The 17250-nt window shown below is 66.7% G+C and carries 16 protein-coding genes; 4 read left to right on the top strand and 12 right to left on the bottom strand.

Features of this window, described 5'->3' with window-relative positions; all coding sequences use genetic code 11:
* Positions 1-33 precede the first annotated feature (33 nt).
* The 4 genes from ACSQ24_RS19710 to ACSQ24_RS19695 all read right to left on the bottom strand — a co-directional run bounded on the left by ACSQ24_RS19710 (position 34) and on the right by ACSQ24_RS19695 (position 2457).
* Entirely contained in the window at positions 34-654 is a 621-nt protein-coding gene (locus ACSQ24_RS19710; protein ID WP_436096319.1) for a DsbA family protein, read from the bottom strand.
* Positions 655-737: 83 nt separating this feature from the next.
* Entirely contained in the window at positions 738-1235 is a 498-nt protein-coding gene (locus ACSQ24_RS19705) for a DUF721 domain-containing protein (protein ID WP_436096318.1), read from the bottom strand.
* Between the two features lie 93 nt (positions 1236-1328).
* On the bottom strand, positions 1329-2051 hold the full coding sequence (locus ACSQ24_RS19700) for a cytochrome c biogenesis CcdA family protein (protein ID WP_436096317.1): 723 nt from the start codon (positions 2049-2051) through the stop codon (positions 1329-1331).
* 10 nt (positions 2052-2061) lie between these two features.
* Positions 2062-2457, bottom strand: coding sequence for a thioredoxin family protein (locus tag ACSQ24_RS19695; RefSeq protein WP_436096316.1), 396 nt, complete (start codon positions 2455-2457; stop codon positions 2062-2064).
* A 186-nt stretch (positions 2458-2643) separates the two neighbouring features.
* On the opposite strand from ACSQ24_RS19695, the gene mutY reads away from it, so the two are divergent.
* Positions 2644-3717 carry an A/G-specific adenine glycosylase gene (gene mutY / locus ACSQ24_RS19690; protein WP_436096315.1) on the top strand — a complete coding sequence of 358 codons (1074 nt, stop codon included), beginning with the start codon at positions 2644-2646 and terminating at the stop codon, positions 3715-3717.
* 152 nt (positions 3718-3869) lie between these two features.
* Here mutY and ACSQ24_RS19685 read toward each other — a convergent pair whose 3' ends face one another.
* From ACSQ24_RS19685 to ACSQ24_RS19670, 4 genes are all read right to left on the bottom strand, one after another.
* Entirely contained in the window at positions 3870-5072 is a 1203-nt protein-coding gene (locus ACSQ24_RS19685) for a site-specific DNA-methyltransferase (protein ID WP_436096314.1), read from the bottom strand.
* A gap of 299 nt (positions 5073-5371) precedes the next feature.
* Positions 5372-5983: a ribonuclease HII gene (locus ACSQ24_RS19680; protein ID WP_436096313.1), complete on the bottom strand. Its 612-nt coding sequence runs from the start codon at positions 5981-5983 to the stop codon at positions 5372-5374.
* A gap of 60 nt (positions 5984-6043) precedes the next feature.
* A complete protein-coding gene (locus tag ACSQ24_RS19675; RefSeq protein WP_436096312.1) occupies positions 6044-6937 on the bottom strand; it encodes an alpha/beta fold hydrolase in 894 nt (297 codons plus the stop codon).
* A 72-nt stretch (positions 6938-7009) separates the two neighbouring features.
* Complete coding sequence (locus ACSQ24_RS19670) at positions 7010-8197, bottom strand: PA0069 family radical SAM protein (RefSeq protein ID WP_436096311.1); 1188 nt, start codon at positions 8195-8197, stop codon at positions 7010-7012.
* 116 nt (positions 8198-8313) lie between these two features.
* On the opposite strand from ACSQ24_RS19670, the gene ACSQ24_RS19665 reads away from it, so the two are divergent.
* Positions 8314-8802 (top strand): hypothetical protein, encoded by a 489-nt coding sequence (locus ACSQ24_RS19665; RefSeq protein ID WP_436096310.1) that lies wholly within the window; start codon positions 8314-8316, stop codon positions 8800-8802.
* Between the two features lie 9 nt (positions 8803-8811).
* On the opposite strand, the gene ypfJ is transcribed toward ACSQ24_RS19665, so the two are convergent.
* The 4 genes from ypfJ to ACSQ24_RS19645 form a co-directional block, all read right to left on the bottom strand.
* On the bottom strand, positions 8812-9702 hold the full coding sequence (gene ypfJ, locus ACSQ24_RS19660; RefSeq protein ID WP_436096309.1) for a KPN_02809 family neutral zinc metallopeptidase: 891 nt from the start codon (positions 9700-9702) through the stop codon (positions 8812-8814).
* A gap of 72 nt (positions 9703-9774) precedes the next feature.
* Positions 9775-10779 (bottom strand): cytochrome d ubiquinol oxidase subunit II, encoded by a 1005-nt coding sequence (gene cydB / locus ACSQ24_RS19655; protein WP_436096308.1) that lies wholly within the window; start codon positions 10777-10779, stop codon positions 9775-9777.
* A gap of 12 nt (positions 10780-10791) precedes the next feature.
* Positions 10792-12222: a cytochrome ubiquinol oxidase subunit I gene (locus tag ACSQ24_RS19650; RefSeq protein WP_436096307.1), complete on the bottom strand. Its 1431-nt coding sequence runs from the start codon at positions 12220-12222 to the stop codon at positions 10792-10794.
* Between the two features lie 140 nt (positions 12223-12362).
* Positions 12363-13166: a uracil-DNA glycosylase gene (locus tag ACSQ24_RS19645; RefSeq protein WP_436096306.1), complete on the bottom strand. Its 804-nt coding sequence runs from the start codon at positions 13164-13166 to the stop codon at positions 12363-12365.
* A 172-nt stretch (positions 13167-13338) separates the two neighbouring features.
* Between ACSQ24_RS19645 and ACSQ24_RS19640 the strand changes: the two genes are divergently transcribed.
* Both ACSQ24_RS19640 and ACSQ24_RS19635 read left to right on the top strand, forming a co-directional pair.
* Positions 13339-15018, top strand: a complete 1680-nt coding sequence (locus ACSQ24_RS19640; RefSeq protein WP_436096305.1) for an electron transfer flavoprotein-ubiquinone oxidoreductase — start codon at positions 13339-13341, stop codon at positions 15016-15018.
* 540 nt (positions 15019-15558) lie between these two features.
* Positions 15559-17250, top strand: coding sequence for a tetratricopeptide repeat protein (locus ACSQ24_RS19635; protein ID WP_436096304.1), 1692 nt, complete (start codon positions 15559-15561; stop codon positions 17248-17250).

Below are 17250 nucleotides of genomic sequence, written 5' to 3'. Positions count from 1 at the left end.
CTTCTCCCCCGAGGGGAGAAGGGCAGGCGCGCGTCAGCTGCCGAGCAGCGGCTCGATGATCTTGTCGAATTCGGCGAGGCTGAGTGCACCGGAGCGCTTCTGCCCATTGATGAAGAAGGTCGGGGTGGAGTCGACGCCAGCCTTGGCCCCACCTTCCTTAACCTGCGTGACAGCGTCGTAAATGTCCTGCCGTTTCAGGCAGGCCTCGAAAGATTCCTGTGTGAAACCGGCCTGCTTGACCATGGTGGAGAGCGCATCGACCGGCTTCTCGGTGAAGGCCCAGTTGCGCTGCTGCGCGAACAGCAGGTCGGTGAGCGGGTAGTATTTGTCGTTGCCGTTGCAGCGCGCCAGCATGAAGCCGGCCGTGGCCAGCGGATCGAGCGGGAACTCGCGCAGCACGAAGCGCACCTTGCCTGTGTCGATGTACTTGGCCTTCAGCGCCGGCCAGGTGTCCTTGTGGAAGGTGGCGCAATGGCTGCAGGTCAGCGAGGCGTACTCGATGATCGAGACCTTGGCGTCGGGGCTGCCGAGCCAGACGTCGCCGAGCGGATTGGCGACACCGGGAGCCGTCTGGGCGAAGGCGCCCTGGCTGGCGAGAAGCGGCGAGAGGGCCAAGGCGGCGGAGCCGATCAACACCTGGCGGCGGCTGGTCATGAGACAATCCCTGATGGCGACGTAATTGCTGCGGACCATAGTCGCCACCAGGATTGTGGCAAGATCGGTTCGCCGGTTCCCGCTCACGAAGCCGTGTCGTCGGCCGCGACCTGGCGCCGCTGCGCGATGCCGCGCCCGAGCCGCGCCAGCGCCTCGCGCAGCTCGGTACTCTCGACGCCTGCGACCTGCGCCTCGATCCGCGCCAATACGGCCGGATCCGGCGGCGGAGCGGGCTTCGGCGCAGGCGGCGGCGCGACCGGCCCCTGCTTCAGCACGAGCTTGCCGACGGCGCGCCAACCGAGATGGCTGTTGACCCGCTCCAGCACCAGCGGGCCGAGCTGCTGCATCTCCAGCGCGAAAGCGCCTTCGACGCGCACCACCAGCGTCGCCGGGTCCGACAGCTCTCCCGGCGCGCCGCGCCGCCGTGGCCAGTCGATCTTCAGCGGCCGCGTGCGCTGCGCCAGCCGCTCGCCGACGATCTCCGGCCAGAAGGCGACGACCGAGCGCCCGGCGAAGCCCTGCGCCGCGAGCGCGGGCGCGAGGCAATCGTCGATCAGTTCGGCGAGGGGTTTTGCGGCCATGACCCAGTTTGCGCCAGGGAGCGATGAGCACGCAAGCGGTCGACCGTGATCGAGGGCGACAGCTGCGGCCAAATCCTTGTGGCAGCGCCAATCTCAGAAGCGCGTGGTCAGCTCGACCAGCCATTGCGGCGAGGCCTCGACGAGGGCCGCTTCCAGGCGTTTGTCGTAACCGGTCAAGATCAGGCCGCCAACCGCGACCAGGACGAGGCCGAGCGCCACTTTCGCGGCCTTGCCGCCCTGCGCCAGCCTGTCACGCCAGCGCATCAGAGCCTGGCGGGACAGGCTGCCGAGCGCCAGCAGTGGCGTTGCCGCACCGATCCCGAACAGGGTCATGGTGGCGGCGACCTGTCCGATGTCCTCGCTTCGGGCGGCCAGTAGCGAGGCTGCCCCCAGCGTCGGCCCGACGCAGGGGCTCCAGACCGCCCCGAGCAGCAGCCCGACGCCGAACTGCCCCCAGATGCCCCGCGTCGAGAAACCGCCCATATTCCGCTCGGCCCAGTCGCTGACCGGGCCGCCAGCAGCCGCCAGCCGGACTTGCAGCAGCGGAACGGCCAGAACCGTGCCGATCAGGATCATCAGTAGGGCCGAAGCGCTCCGGAAGGCATCGGCATTGAGCCCGATCCCAAAGCCGATCGTCGCCACGAAGAGGCCGATGCCGACGAAGGACAGCACCACGCCGCCGGCGAGCGCTGCCGGTGCGAAACGATGCTCGGCCGCCGCCGTGCCGAGAATGATCGGCAGTAGCGGCAGCACGCAGGGCGACAGGATGGACAGGAGGCCTGCCAGATAGGCGAGCCCAAGGTTGCCGATGGCCATGAGTCGACCCTCAGAGCGTCTTGGCCAGCAACGCGCCGATCGAGGCCTTGTTGGTGTCGCCCACGGAACGTCCTGCCTCGGTGTTGCCCTTGAAGGCGATCAACGTGCTCTGCGAGCGGGCGCCGAATTGCTTGACCGCCTCTTTCTGGCTGTCGAAGTCGACGCGGAAGACGACGAGTTCCTTGAATCGCGGCTCCTTGCGCAGCTCGGAGATGATCGGCGCCTGCGCTTTGCAGGTAGGGCACCAGTCCGCATGGACCTCGACCAGGATCGACTTGCCGGCTTTCCGTGCTGCGTCGAAATCGGCTGGGGAGAACGTGCGGATGTCGTTGGCCGCGGCGGCTGCGAGCGGGATCAGCATGATCGAGGATGCGGCGATGAGGATGAGATTGCGGCGGGAGATCATGGGAGCCTCGTTACACCATCGGAAAAAATCTGCGATCGGCAGCTCCCGTTTATTCGTGGTTGCGGCGGCCCGGGTTACATGGCGTGGTGGCGATCACGTCGAGTTGATCGCGCTCGGCCGGCGCCGTTCGATGGCTTGCTCCGGCTCCTGCATTGCGGTCGACGGTTGAGGCGCTAAACCAGAACCATGGACGCTCCCGTTCGCCAGCCCCGTGCAGCCGACCTCCTCGCCTGGTACGACCGCCATCGCCGCGTCCTGCCCTGGCGCGCGCTGCCGGGCGAGCGCGCCGATCCCTACCGCGTCTGGGTCTCCGAGATCATGCTGCAGCAGACCACGATCGCGGCGGTGAAGCCCTATTTCGAGCGGTTCATGGCGCGGTTTCCGACGGTCGAGGCTCTGGCTTCCGCACCGTCCGAGAACGTCATGCAGGCCTGGGCCGGGCTCGGCTATTATTCCCGCGCCCGCAACCTTCATGCCTGCGCCAAGGCGGTTGCGAGCGAGCATGGCGGCCGCTTTCCCGACAGCGAGGACGGCCTGCGCGGGCTGCCGGGGATCGGCGCCTATACGGCCGGTGCCGTCGCGGCGATCGCCTTCGATCGGCCGGCGGTCGCGGTTGACGGCAATGTCGAGCGCGTGATCACCCGGCTCTTCGCGATCGAGGACGAGGTGCCGGGTTGCAAACCGCTGATCCGCGAGCATGTCCTGGCGCTGCTGTCGCACGATCGGCCCGGCGATTTCGCGCAAGGCTTGATGGATCTCGGCGCGACGATCTGCACGCCGCGCTCGCCGGCCTGCGGGCTCTGTCCCTGGCGCGAGCCTTGCCAAGCGCGCATCGCCGGGACGCAGGAGAACTTCCCGCGCAAGGCGGCGAAGAAGACCGGCAAGACCCGCTACGGCGCCGCCTTCGTCGCGATGCGCGAGGATGGCGCCGTGCTGGTGCGCACGCGCCCGGCCAAGGGTTTGCTCGGGGGCATGGTCGAAGTGCCCGGTGGCGAGTGGCGGGCGGATTACGAGCTGGGCGATGCCATGCGTGATGCGCCGGTGTCGGCTGGGTGGCGCCGGCTGATGCTGCCGGTCCGCCACGTCTTCACGCATTTCCCGCTGGAGCTGACGGTGTTCGCCGGGCGCGTCCCGCTGGAGACGCAGGCGCCGGGCGGCATGCGCTTCACGCCGTTCAACCGGCTGAAGGAGGAAGCGTTTCCGAACGTCTTCCTGAAGGCGCTGGAAGCGGGGCTGGAAGAGCTGCAGCGGGCTTCATAGCGCTCGGAACCGCTTCCGTCTTTCCGGGGCTTCGCGCAGCGAAGAGCCCGGAATCCATGAACACAAGTTAAGCCGGTGAAGCCGCGAGCACTGTCGTGTTCATGGGTTCCGGGCTCGGCTCTTCGAGCCGCCTCGGAATGACTGCGGAGTTCTCAGGCGGCCGCCATCTGCGTCCTGATCTCGCCGCGCAGCGCGTCGAGCAGCAGCGCCTTGCCCTCGCGCTCGACATGCCAGAAGGTCCAGCCATTGCAGGCCGGTAGCCCCTGCGCCAGCGCGCCGACCTTGTGGATCGAGCCGACGGCCGGGCCGAGCACCAGCGTGCCATCGGCGCGAATGGTGGCGCTGTGGCGGCGCTTCTCGTCGAAGACGCGCTCGCCCGCCTTCACCAGCCCGGCCTCGACCAGGCTGAGAAAGGGCACGCGCGGCTCGCTGCGTTTTGAAGGCGCAGTAGCGAAGGCCTCTGGCGGCAGCGGCGTGACGGCCGCGATGCGCTCGCGCGCCGCGTTGGCGTAGACCTGCTCGCGCTCGATGCCGATGAAATGGCGGCCGAGCGCCTTGGCGACAGCCCCGGTCGTGCCGGTGCCGAAGAAGGGATCGAGCACGACGTCGCCGGGATTGCTGGCCGAGAGCAGCACGCGGGCGAGCAGCGATGCGGGCTTCTGGGTCGGGTGGACCTTCGCGCCCTTGTCGTCCTTCAGGCGCTCATCGCCGGTGCAGAGCGGCAGATACCAGTCCGATCGCATCTGCAGGTCGTCATTGCCGCCCTTCAGCGCCTCGTAGTGGAAGGTGTATTTCGAGGCCTCGCCGCGCGCCGCCCAGATCAGCGTCTCATGCGCATTGGTGAAGCGGCGGCCACGGAAATTCGGCATCGGGTTGGCTTTGCGCCAGACGATGTCGTTCAGCATCCAGAAGCCGAGATCCTGCAGGATCGAACCGACCCGGAAGATGTTGTGATAGGAGCCGATCACCCAGAGCGCGCCGTCGGGCTTCAGCGCGCGGCGGCAGGCGGTGAGCCAGGCGCGGGTGAAGGCGTCGTACTCGGCGAAGGAGGCGAACTTGTCCCAGTCGTCGTCGACGGCATCGACGAGGCTGTCGTCGGGCCGGCGCAGATCGCCGCCGAGCTGCAGATTATAGGGCGGGTCGGCGAAGACGAGGTCGACGCTGCCCGGCGGCAGCGCCTCGATCGCGGCGACGCAATCGCCGACGATCACCTGATCGAGCGGCAGCTCCCGAGGGAGAATCTGAGTGGGAAGAAGGCTCGTGGCCTTCATCCGGGCCCCCAGCGCAGGCCGTCCGGTACGCGAAACCTGAATCCGGACGGGAGCGCTGGCGGTCCCGGTACGCGAGGTACTCATGACGCCAAGACCGTTACGCAACTTCAACAGTCGCGATCCTCGCCGGTCAGGGTAAAGGTCGGGTTTCCGGGGTGAAAAAAATGCGTCCCATTCTGGGGCTGCAGATTTTGCCTACCCCATTGAATACGTTGATAAATTCGTAACGGAAGTTAAGGAATGGTAAGCGGCTCCGGGCTGCCGTTGAGAGAGGCGTCGTGCTCGGGCCTGACCCGAGCATCTCATGCCGCAAGAGCCCCCATCGGCGCGATTCTCGGGTCTCCGCTACGCTGCGCCCGAGAATGACGAGCTGGCCGTCGGCGTTAGCGCGACCAGACACCTTTGATCGGCGCGAAGGAATAGCGGTGCGCGGGGCAGGGGCCATGCGTCTTCAGAGCGGCACGATGCGCGGGCGTGCCGTAGCCGACATGGCTGATGAAGCCATAGGCCGGATAAGCCAGCGAAAGCCGCGCCATCATCCGGTCGCGCGTTACCTTGGCGACGATCGAGGCCGCGGCGATCGAGGCGATCAGCCCGTCGCCGCCGATGATCGACTCGCAGCCGCAGGCCAGTGCCGGCGGATCGTTACCGTCGACCAGGACAAGATCGGGTGACAGCGGCAGCGCCGTCACCGCGCGCCGCATGGCGAGCAGCGTCGCCTGCCGGATGTTGATCGTATCGATCTCGACAGCAGATGCGCTGCCGACGCTGACAGCGAGCGCGCTGGCGAGAATCAGGACGCAGAGCTCCTCCCGGCGCTCGGCTGAAAGCTCCTTCGAATCGGCGAGCCCGTCCGGGATCGCCAAGGGATCGAGGATGACGGCGGCTGCGACGACCGGGCCGGCGAGCGGGCCGCGTCCGACCTCGTCCACGCCGGCGACGCGGGCGCGCCCGGCAATCATCGCGGCCTGTTCGCGGCTGAAATCGGCGGTCATGGCTTCGCTATGCCAGATCGCGACGCGAAGGTCTGCCGCCAGTTGGATCACATCCACAGTTCAGCCCGGGTCCAGGAAGAATTCGCGCAGCGCTTCCGCCGTTGCCATCGGGTGCTCTTCCGGGAAGAAATGTCCACCCACCACCGCGTTGCCCTCGACCTCACCCGCCCAGCGGCGCCAGATCGCGAGCGGCCCGCCATCGGCTTCATACCATTGCGCCAGCGGGCCCTCGGCGCTCCACAGGGCGAGCATCGGACATGCGATGCGCCGCCCGTTTCGCTGGTCGTCGGCATCATGCTCGCGATCGATTTCGGAGGCAGCCCGGTATTCCTCGCAGATCGCATGGATATTGCCGGGATCGCGCAGGGCGTCGACATACGCCTCGCGCACGATGGGCGGGAATGTAGAAGCAGGAGTTCCCCAGCCGTCCAGCGCGCTGTCGATGATCGCCTCCGGCGCTGCCGCGATGAGCCGCTCGGGCAGGGGCTCTGGCTGGGCGAGCAACGTCCAGGGCCAGAAGCCGAGGGCGAAGCGCGCGTCGGCCCTGTCCCAGGCTTCGGCTGTCGGCAGGATGTCGAGCACGGCGAGCTTGGTGATCCGCTCAGGATGGTCGAGCGCCAGGCGATAGGCGACGCGACCGCCGCGATCGTGCCCGGCCACGGAAAAGCGCTTGAGGCCCAGCCGCTCCATGACGGAGACCATGTCAGCCGCCAGCGCCCGCTTGCTGTAGGGCGCATGGTCGGCCGCAGAAGGCGGGCAGGAGCTTGCGCCATAGCCGCGCAAATCGGCGCAGACGACGGTGAATTCCTCCGCCAGCAGCGGAGCGATGTCTCGCCACATCAGATGCGTCTGCGGAAAGCCGTGCAGCAGCAGGAGCGGCGGGCCGGTGCCTTTTCTCCGCAGGAAGATCGCAGCTTCCTCCGTTTCAATGATTTCGCTGCTGAAATCGTCCATGCCGGCCTCCGCTTCCTCTGGCGGAAACGCGCAGGAAGTCGATCGGTGCCGCGACGCGTTAGGCGGGAGCGATCAGAACAGGCTGAGTTGCGCCTTATCCTTCTCCGGCTTTACGAAGAGGTCGGTGCGCAGCCGCAGCCGCGCACTGTTGAAGCCGAGCCGTTCCGCCGCCATCTCGAAGCGCCGGCCGATCATCCAGGCATAGGGCCCGGAGCCGACCTGGCGCTGGCCCCAGGCGGCGTCGTAATCCTTGCCGCCGCGGGTCGAGCGGATCAGCGAGACGACATGGCGCATCTTGTCGGGATGGTGCGTCACCAGCCAGTCCTGCACGATGTCCTTCACCTCGAGCGGCAGGCGCAGCAGCACATAGCCGGCCTCGCGCGCTCCTGCCGCTTTCGCTGCGTCCAGGATGCGCTCGATCTCGTGCTCGTTGATCGCCGGCACGATCGGGGCGACCAGCACCGTCACCGGAATCCCGGCCTCCGACAGCTTGCGAATCGTCTCGATGCGTTTGGCGGGCGAAGCAGCGCGCGGCTCCATGTTGCGGGCGAGCTTCGGATCGAGCGTCGTCACCGAGAGCGCAACCTTGACCAGCCCCTTCGCCGCCATCGGCGCGAGGATGTCGATGTCGCGCTGCACCAGCGCTGATTTGGTGACGATGCCGACCGGATGGTTGAATTTCGCCAGCACTTCGAGGATCGAGCGCATGATCCGCAGCTTCTTCTCGATCGGCTGATAGGCGTCGGTATTGGTGCCGATCGCGATGGTGCGGGGTTGGTAGCTCGCCGCCGAGAGCTCCTTCTCCAAAAGCAGCGCCGCATCGGGCTTGGCTGTCAGCTTGCTTTCGAAGTCGAGCCCGGGCGACAGCCCGAGATAGGCATGGCTCGGCCGCGCGAAGCAGTAGACGCAGCCATGCTCGCAGCCGCGATAGGGGTTGATCGAGCGGTCGAACGAAATATCCGGGGAGTCGTTACGTGTAATGATCGTCCGCGGCTTCTCGACCGAGATTTCGGTCTTGAACGGCGGCAGCTCGCCGAGCGAGCCCCAGCCGTCATCCTCGCTGATGCGTGTCTCGGCCTCAAAGCGGCCGCCGGGATTGATCGTCGCGCCGCGCCCGCGCCGCCGCTCCGGGTCGATCTGGCTGCCGACATGGGCGAGCGGGTCCACCGGCGCGAGCCGTACTGGCGCCGAGATGCTTCCCGGCTCGGAGTCGCGACGCTTGAGCGGTTGCGTCCTGGCTGAGGGTCTGGCCTGCAGCATGGCTTCGTCTCCCGGCGGAATCGGTTGATCCGAGACCAAGGAATGTGAACATAACAGGAACAGAATGCAAGTGACAGGATTGCGACATGTTGCACTGCGTCATAAGCTGATTGCCCATGATCACCGCCGTCATCCGGGCCAATCGCGACGTCGAAGCGCTCGCAGCGACCTTGTCCGTGCTGATTCCCGCGGTCGCGCAGGGCGTGATCGGCCATGCCGTGGTGATCGACGAGGCGGATGACGCTGCGATCGAACGTCTCGCCGACGAGACCGGCGCCAGCTATGTCCGGGCGAAGAATGGCGAGGCCTGGTCGTGCGGGGTCGCCCAGGCGCGCGGCGACTGGGTCATCCTGCTCGAAGCCGGAGATCTGCCCGAGCCGCAATGGACGCCGAGCATCGAGCGGCATTTGCTGACGATGGCGATGCGGCCGGCCTTGATGCCGCTGCGCGGCATGGCCGCGGGGTTGCGCGAATGGGGGGCGGTCTCGCTGCGCTCGCGCCACGTCAGGGCCGGGCTCCTGGCACCCAAGACGCAGATCCTGTCCGGCCGGCTGGCGCGTGCGCCGCGCCGGCTCACCGTGCGTCGCGAGCGCGCCGAGCTCTGACCTCGGCCGTCAGAGCTGGTTGGTGCGGAAGGTGTCGCAGCTCTGCATCGAGCCGGATTTGAAGCCCGTGTTGAACCAGCGCGTGCGCTGTGCCGACGAGCCATGCGTGAAGGAATCCGGCACGACGACGCCGCGGCCCTGTTGCTGCAGCTTGTCGTCGCCGATCGCAGAGGCGGAGCGCATCGCTTCGTCGATGTCGCCGGGCTGGATGCGGTCCATCGCCTGGATGTTGTAGGCCCAGACACCGGCGAAACAGTCCGCCTGCAACTCGACCCGCACCGAGAGCTGGTTCGATTCGCGCTCGGAGATCCGTTGGCGCATCTCGTTCACCTTGGGCAGGATGCCGAGCAGGTTCTGGATGTGATGGCCGATCTCGTGGCCCACGACATAGGCATAGGCGAAGTCGCCGCCGCCACCGAGCTTGCGCTGCATCTCCTGGAAGAAGGAGAGGTCGAGATAGACCCGCTGGTCGTTGGGGCAGTAGAACGGCCCCATCGCCGCCTGCGCCGTGCCGCAGCCGGAGCGGTCGACGCCGCTGAACAGCACCAGCTTCGGTGGCACGTATTTGCGGTTGGCCTGCTGCGGCAGCACCTTGCTCCAGATATCCTCGTTCTGCGCCAGAACCGCCGAGACGAAGCGGCCCATCTCGTCCTGCGGCGGACCGGCCGATTTGCGCTGCTCCTGCGTCGGCGCACTGCGCCCGCCGATGCCGCCGATCAACTCGGCCCCGCCGATCAGCAGGCGTGGATCGATGCCGAGCGCCCAGCCGAGGAGGCCGAGCACGACCATGGTACCGATGCCGATGCCGCCGCGGCCGCCGGGAAGGCCGGCGAACTCGCCTCCGCCGCCGCCACGCCGGTCCTCGAGGTTCTCGGACTGGCGATAATCTTCCCAACGCATGGCAAGGCCCTTGTTGCAGCCTCGCAATGTCCGCGAGCCGGCGGCGGAACTCAAGTCCCGTGGCAGAGGTGCTCAATGATTGCCGGCATCGGCTTTCACCTTCCCGCGGAAGGTCCAGTACACGAAGGCCGTGTAGAACAGGATCATCGGCAGGAGGAAGGTCACCCCGATCAGCACGAAGATGTGCGAGGATGGCGCCGCCGCGGTGTCCCAGATCGTCAGGCCGGGCGGCACGAGATAGGGGTAGTTCGAGATCGCGAGCCCGAGGAAGCAGAGCAGGAAGATCGCGATGGTGAAGGCGAAGGGCGTGAATTCATGCGCGCCATGCAGGCGTTTCCACGCCAGGTAGCCGCAGAAGGCGGTCAGCACCGGGAAGGGCCAGAGCAGCATCAGGTTCGACGGCGTGAACCAGCGCTCGGCGATGCGCGGATGCGCATAGGGCGTCCAGAGCGAGACCAGCACGGCGAAGGCGAGCAGGCCGATGAGGAGTGTCTTGGCCTGCCGGCGCGCCCGCTCCGCCACCGGCCCTTCCGTCTTGTAGACCAGCCAGGTCGCGCCGAGCGTGGCGTAGCCGATGACGACGCCGACGCCGCACATCAGGGTGAACGGGGTCAGCCAGTCGAGCGGACCGCCGGCGAACTGCTTGTCGACCACCGTCACGCCCTGGAGCAGCCCGCCGAGGATCAGCCCCTGCGCAAAAGCTGCGACCGTCGAGCCAGCCCAGAAGGCGAAGTCCCAGACCTTGTGATGCGGTTTTGCCACCCAGCGGAACTCGAAGGCGACGCCGCGGAAGATCAGCGCCAGCAGCATCAGGATCACCGGGATGTAGAAGGCCGGCATGATGATGGCGTAGGCATAGGGGAAGGCGACCCAGAGGCCGCCGCCACCGAGCACCAGCCAGGTCTCGTTGCCGTCCCAGAACGGCGCGACCGAGTTCATCATCTGGTCGCGTTCGCCTTCGTCCTTCGTCGTCGGGAACAGGATGGCGATGCCGAGGTCGAAACCGTCGAGCACGACATAGAGCATCACCGCGGTGCCGATCAGCCCGGCCCAGATCACGGGGAGATACCATTCCATCTCAGGTTCTCCTCAGCTCGCCGGCTGGATCTTGTCGTCGCCGGGATGGCCGTCGCCGAAGATGGCGGAGGCTGGTGCCTGCGCCGCCTTGAGCGGCCGCTTCGACGGCTGCTCGGGCGGGTCCTCCTGGCTGATCTCGTCCGGCCCTTTGTCGATCAGGCGGTTGATCAGCAGGATGCCTGCGGTGAACACGACGCAGTAGACGAAGACGAACAGCGCCAGCGAGATCGCGACCTCGAGCGACGTCACCGGCGAGACCGCGTCCTTCGAGCGCAGGATGCCGGTGGCGAGCCAGGGCTGGCGGCCGACCTCGGTGACGAACCAGCCGGAGAGGATGGCGACGAAGCCGGCCGGCCAGCTGTACTGCGCGAGCCAGAGCCAGCTGCGTGCCTCGAACACGGTGCCGCGCTTCCACAGCCAGGCGCCGACCCAGCCGAAGACGATCATCAGCGTGCCGATGCCGACCATGATCCGGAAGGCGAAGAAGGGGATGAGCACCGGTGGCCGGTCCTCGACCTTGAAATCCCTGAGGCTCGGGAACAGCGCATCCATGCTGCCATGGGTGAGCAGGCTGGCGACGCCGGGAATCGCGACCTCGAAGCGGTTGAGCTCGGCCTTTTCGTCAGGCCAGGCGAAGAGCACGAGCCCGCCGGGTTTGGACGAATCCCAATGCGCCTCGATCGCGGCGAGCTTGGCCGGCTGGTAGATCGCGGTCTGCTTGCCGTGGAAGTCGCCGATCACCGCCTGCAGGGGCGCGGTCAATGCGATCATCAGGATCGCCATCCGCACCATCGTCCTGGCCGATTCGGTGCGATGCCCGGCGAGCAGATGGCGTGCGCCCGTCGCCAGCACGACGAAGGCGGTGGTGAGATAGGCGGCTGTCATCATATGCGCGAAGCGCAAGGGGAAGGTCGGGTTGAAGACGATCTTCAGCCAGTCGACCGGATAGGCGATGCTGTCGCGGACCTCGTGCCCGGCCGGATACTGCATCCAGCTATTGGCGGAGAGAATCCAGAAGCCGGAGAGGGCGGTGCCGCCGGCGACGATCACCGCCGAGAGAAAGTGCAGCCAGGGTGGCACCCGCTTCCAGCCGAACAGCATGACGCCGAGGAAGGAGGCCTCGAGGAAGAAGGCGGTCAGGACCTCGTAGCCGATCAGCGGGCCGATGACGTTGCCGACCGCGACCGAGAACCGGCTCCAGTTCGTGCCGAACTGGTAGGAGAGCACGATGCCGGAGACCACGCCCATGGCGAAGGAGACCGCGAAGATCTTGGTCCAGAAGCGAGCGAGGAGATGGAATTTCTGGTCGCCGGTCTTCAACCACAAGCCAAGCAGCGTCGCGATATAGGCCGAGAGCCCGATCGTGAAGGCCGGGAAGACGATGTGGAAGGAGATCGTGAAGGCGAACTGGATGCGTGAAAGCAGAAAGGCGTCGATCAGCATCGCATCGCTCCGGCGTTGCGGCCAGGTTCGTCATGGCCGCGAGACCCTGCTGGTTGCAAGGTCTACTTTACACACGGAATAATCAAGCCGATGCGACAGGGCAGCTGTTGGCGATGACGCAGTGGCATCGCGCCGCTGCGTCAAAGCGCGTCGAGAGCGGCCCTGAGCGCGCGCAGATCGCGCCAGGCGAGACGCTTCTGCAGCGGTTGGCGCAGCAGATAGGCCGGGTGCAGCGTCGCGATCGCCCTGATCATGCGGGTGCCGGTGTCGTATTCCCGCCAGCGGCCGCGCGAGGCCAGGATGCCGGAAACGCCGAGGAGCCCCTGGGCAGACGGACCACCGATGCAGACCAGGATGTCGGGATCGGCGAGCTCGATCTGGCGCTGGATGAAGGGCAGGCAGATCGCGACCTCCTGCGGCGTCGGCGTCCGGTTGCCGGGCGGGCGCCAGGGCAGGAGGTTGGCGATATAGACATGCTCCTGCCGGTTGAGGCCGATCGCCGCCAGCATCCGGTCGAGCAATTGTCCCGAACGCCCCACGAAGGGCAGGCCAGCGCGATCCTCGTCCGCGCCCGGCGCCTCGCCGACGATCATCACTTTCCCGGCCGGATTGCCGTCGGCGAAGACGAGGCTCTTCGCCGAGGCCTTGAGCGGGCAGCCTTCAAAGCTGGCGAGGGCCGCCTTGAGCTCTTCCAGCGTCGTCGCCTCCCGCGCCAGCGCCCGGGCCGACAATGCCGCCTCATCCGGCGGCGCCGGCGCGGCCGCCGCAGGGCGCCCGGCTGTCTGTTGGGAGGATGCCACGAGGCGTGCGACAGCCTGTCGCGCCGGGGCAGGCTCCGCTGCGGCTGCGAAATGGTCGTGCGGCGTCTCGTCGAGCGCCTCCGTCACGCCCATCTCGGCGTACCAGGCGATCAGTTCGGCTGCGGAGACGTCGTCGAAGGACATGGGCGACAGAATACCGCGCCGCACGGAACGAAGCGAGCCCGTTCGCTGTTGCAAAATAATCGGGAGCCCCGGATAGAGGAATTCCAATCAGCCCTGCGGCTTGGCGGGATGATCGAGATAGTTCATATATAAACTATCTAACGACATAAGCGGCGCGGGGGTGGAGGGCAGCATGGATCTGAAGGAAGCACAGAGCACGCCGCGCGAAAGCATGGACTATGACGTCGTCATCGTCGGCGCTGGCCCGGCCGGGCTCGCCGCCGCGATCCGGCTGAAGCAGCTCGACGGGGCCATCTCCGTCGTCGTGGTCGAGAAGGGCTCCGAGGTCGGCGCGCACATCCTCTCCGGCGCGGTCATCGATCCGATCGGCCTCGACAAGCTCCTGCCTGATTGGCGTGAGGACGAGGCACGCCCGCTGCATACGCAGGTCAGCGAGGACGTCTTCTATTTCCTCGGCCCGGCCGGTGGGGCACGCCTGCCGAATTTCGCCATGCCGAAGCTGATGAACAATCACGGCAACTTCGTCGGCTCGCTTGGCCTGGTTGCGCGCTATCTCGCTGGCCGCGCCGAGGCGCTCGGCGTCGAGATCTATCCCGGCTTCGCCGCCGCCGAATTGCTGTTCAACGAGGATGGCTCGGTCGCCGGCATCGCCACCGGCGACATGGGCATCGCCAAGGACGGCACCGTTTCCGAGCGCTTCACCCGCGGCATGGAGCTGCGCGGGCGCTATACCCTGCTCGGCGAAGGCGCCCGCGGCTCGCTCTCGAAGATCGCGATCAAGCGCTTTGCTCTGGATGAAGGCCGCGAGCCGCAGAAATACGGCATCGGCCTCAAGGAAATCTGGCAGGTCAAGCCGGAGAAGTTCAAGAAGGGCCTGGTCCAGCACTCCTTTGGCTGGCCGCTCGACATGTCGACGGGCGGCGGCTCCTTCCTCTACCATTTCGACGACAACCTGGTTTCGGTCGGCTTCGTCGTCCACCTCAACTATACGAATCCGACGCTCTCGCCCTTCGACGAGTTCCAGCGCTTCAAGACCCACCCGATGATCCGCGACGTCTTCGAGGGCGCCAAGCGCCTCTCCTATGGCTCGCGCGCGATCACCGAAGGCGGCTGGCAGTCGGTGCCGAAGCTGACTTTCCCGGGCGGGGCGCTGATCGGCTGCTCGGCCGGCTTCGTCAACGTGCCGCGCATCAAGGGCAGCCACAACGCCATCCTGTCGGGCATGCTGGCGGCCGAGCATCTCGTGCCGGCGCTGGCGGCAGGCCGTTCCCATGACGTCGTCGACGGCATCGAGGACAGCTGGCGTTCTTCCGAGATCGGGCGCGACCTCAAGCTTGTGCGCAACGTCAAGCCGCTCTGGTCGAAGCTCGGCACGCTCGGCGGCGTTGCGCTCGGCGGCATCGACATGTGGCTGAACCAGCTCTTCGGCTGGTCGCCCTTCGGCACGCTGAAGCACGGCAAGCCGGACCATGCCACGCTGAAGCCGATCGGCATGGTCAAGCCGATCGTCTACCCCAAGCCCGACGGCAAGATTTCCTTCGACAAGCTCTCCTCGGTCTTCCTCTCGGCGACGAATCACGAGGAGGACCAGCCGGCGCATCTGAAGCTGACGGACCCCAATGTCCCGGTGCTGCAGAACCTGCCGATCTATGGCGAGCCGGCCCGGCTTTACTGCCCGGCAGGTGTCTACGAGGTGGTCTACGCCGATCCGGAAAAGCAGACGCTGCCGCGCTTCGTGATTAACGCGCAGAACTGCGTGCACTGCAAGACCTGCGACATCAAGGATCCCGCCCAGAACATCACCTGGGCGGTGCCGGAAGGTGCGGGCGGGCCAAATTACTCGAATATGTGACGGGGAACCTGTCTGCTCAAGCAAATACCAAGCTGAAAAAGGCCGCGCCGGTTTGCCCGCGCGGCCTTTTCTGTCTTCCCTTTCGGGAGGGCTGGTCAGCCCTTGCGGATGACCGGAGCAGGCTTCTCCGGCTCCTTCGTGGCGCAGCCGCCGGCGATGCCCGCAAGGGTGAGAACGGCCGCGAGCGCGAGCGAGACCTTCTTCATTTGAAACATCCTAATCGAATCGCCGCGAGAGGCCGCGACAAAAGCAAATCTACACGTAATTTCTTGATCGAATCTATCATAAGCACAGCGCTTCCGCATGAACCCGGCGCATTTCACGTCAGCGTGACGCCGATGCCGCAGCGTGCCGGCCGGACTTGTCGCGCAGCCCGGAAACGGCCATGTTGGCGGCCTAATCGTTCAGGTCACGGTCCCGTCTACGGACCAGTTCCCGGCAGCCGGGGCGGACCGAGGGAGAATGGTGGACGTGACGTTTCAGATCGACGGCCGTAGCGCCGCTCTTATGCTTGCTTTTATCGCGGGGCTGCATGTCGGCATGCCAGCGCTCGCGCAGGCGCGTCCGGTTGACAAGTTCGAGCCGGCCGAGAGTCTCGAAGGCAATTATCTGGCGGCTGTGGTGGCAGGTTCTGCCCGCGACCTCGGCGCGGCTTCGATCTATTTGCGCGAGGCGATCAAGAACGATCCGCAGAACAGCGAATTGCTCGAGCGCGGCTTCGTCGCCTTCCTCGCCGACGGCGCGATGAACGAGACCTTCCGCGCCGCCGAGAAGCTGATCCAGCGCGATGCCACCAACGGCCTCGCCCAGCTGGCGCTCGGCGTGCGCGCGCTGAAGCAGAAGAACTACACTGCGGCCCGCACCCAGCTGCAGCGCGGCGGCCGCGGCCGCTCCGCCGACATCACCGCGACTCTGCTCGCCGCCTGGGCCTATTCCGGCTCCGGCGAGACGAACCGCGCGCTCGACACGCTGGAGCGTCTCAAGGGCGAAGCGACCTTCGACCGCTTCCGCGATTTCCATGCCGGGCTGATCCTCGACATCGCCGGCCGCCGCAACGATGCGAATCGCCGGCTCAAGGCGGCTTATGACGCCGAGAAGACCAATCTGCGCCTCGTCGATCTCTGGGCCCGCCAGCAGGCGCGCGCAGGCGACAGCGACGCGGCCCTGGCGACGCTGAACGATTTCGAGCAGCGCGTGCGCCCGAACCATCCGGTGGTGCGCGATGCCATCGCCAAGATCAGCAGCAAGGAGCCGCTGCAGCGCATCGTCGGCAACACCCAGCAGGGGGCGGCCGAGGTGCTCTATGGCCTCGCCAGTGCCGGTATTCTGCAGGGCGACGAGGCGACCGCGCTGCTTTACCTGCGCTTTGCAGCCTATCTCGACCCCGGCCACGACCTCGCCGTGCTGACGCTGGCCGATATTCTCGAGCGTGCCAAGCAGACCGAGGATGCGGTCCAGGTCTACCGGCGCATGCCCGAAAACTCGCCGCTGCGGCCGGTCGCCGACATTCAGATCGGGCTTGGCCTCGAGCAGCTCGGCAAGACCGAGGAAGCGGTCAAGCATCTCGAGACGATCATCGCGGCACGTCCGGAGGAAGTCGACGCCATCTCCGCGCTCGGCAACATCTACCGCTCGCGCAAGCGCTTCGAGGAGGCGGCGACGACCTATGACAAGGCGGTCGCCAAGCTCGGCACGCCCGGCCGTTCCAACTGGGACCTGCTCTATTCGCGCGGCATCGCCTATGAGCGCACCAAGAAATGGCCGCAGGCCGAGGCCGATCTGCGCAAGGCGCTGGATCTTATGCCGGAGGCGCTCAGCCGCGAGCGCGCGCTGGTGCTCAACTATCTCGGCTATTCGCTGGTCGACCAGAACCTCAAGCTCGAGGAGGCGCTCGGCATGCTGCGCCGCGCCGTCGAGCTCAGGCCGCGCGATGGCTACATCATCGACTCGCTCGGCTGGGCGCATTACCGCCTCGGCCGCTATGAGGAGGCGGTGACGGAGCTCGAGAAGGCGATGGAGCTGCGGCCCTCCGATCCGGTGATCAACGACCATCTCGGCGACGTCTACTGGAAGACCGGGCGCTATCTCGAGGCGCGCTTTCAGTGGAACTATGCCCGCGATCTCGGGCCGGAGCCGGATGACCTCACCCGGATCCAGCGCAAGATCGAGAAGGGGCTCGACGATCAGGCGCCCTCGGCCAATGCGGCCGAGCCGAAGAAGGATGGCGGCTGA

Origin of the sequence: Allobosea sp. LjRoot237 (assembly GCF_964253285.1) — a bacterium.
In the GTDB taxonomy this organism is placed as follows: domain Bacteria; phylum Pseudomonadota; class Alphaproteobacteria; order Rhizobiales; family Beijerinckiaceae; genus Allobosea.
The sequence above is the reverse complement of the archived record's forward strand: the minus strand, read 5'-3'. Positions and strand labels throughout refer to the sequence as shown.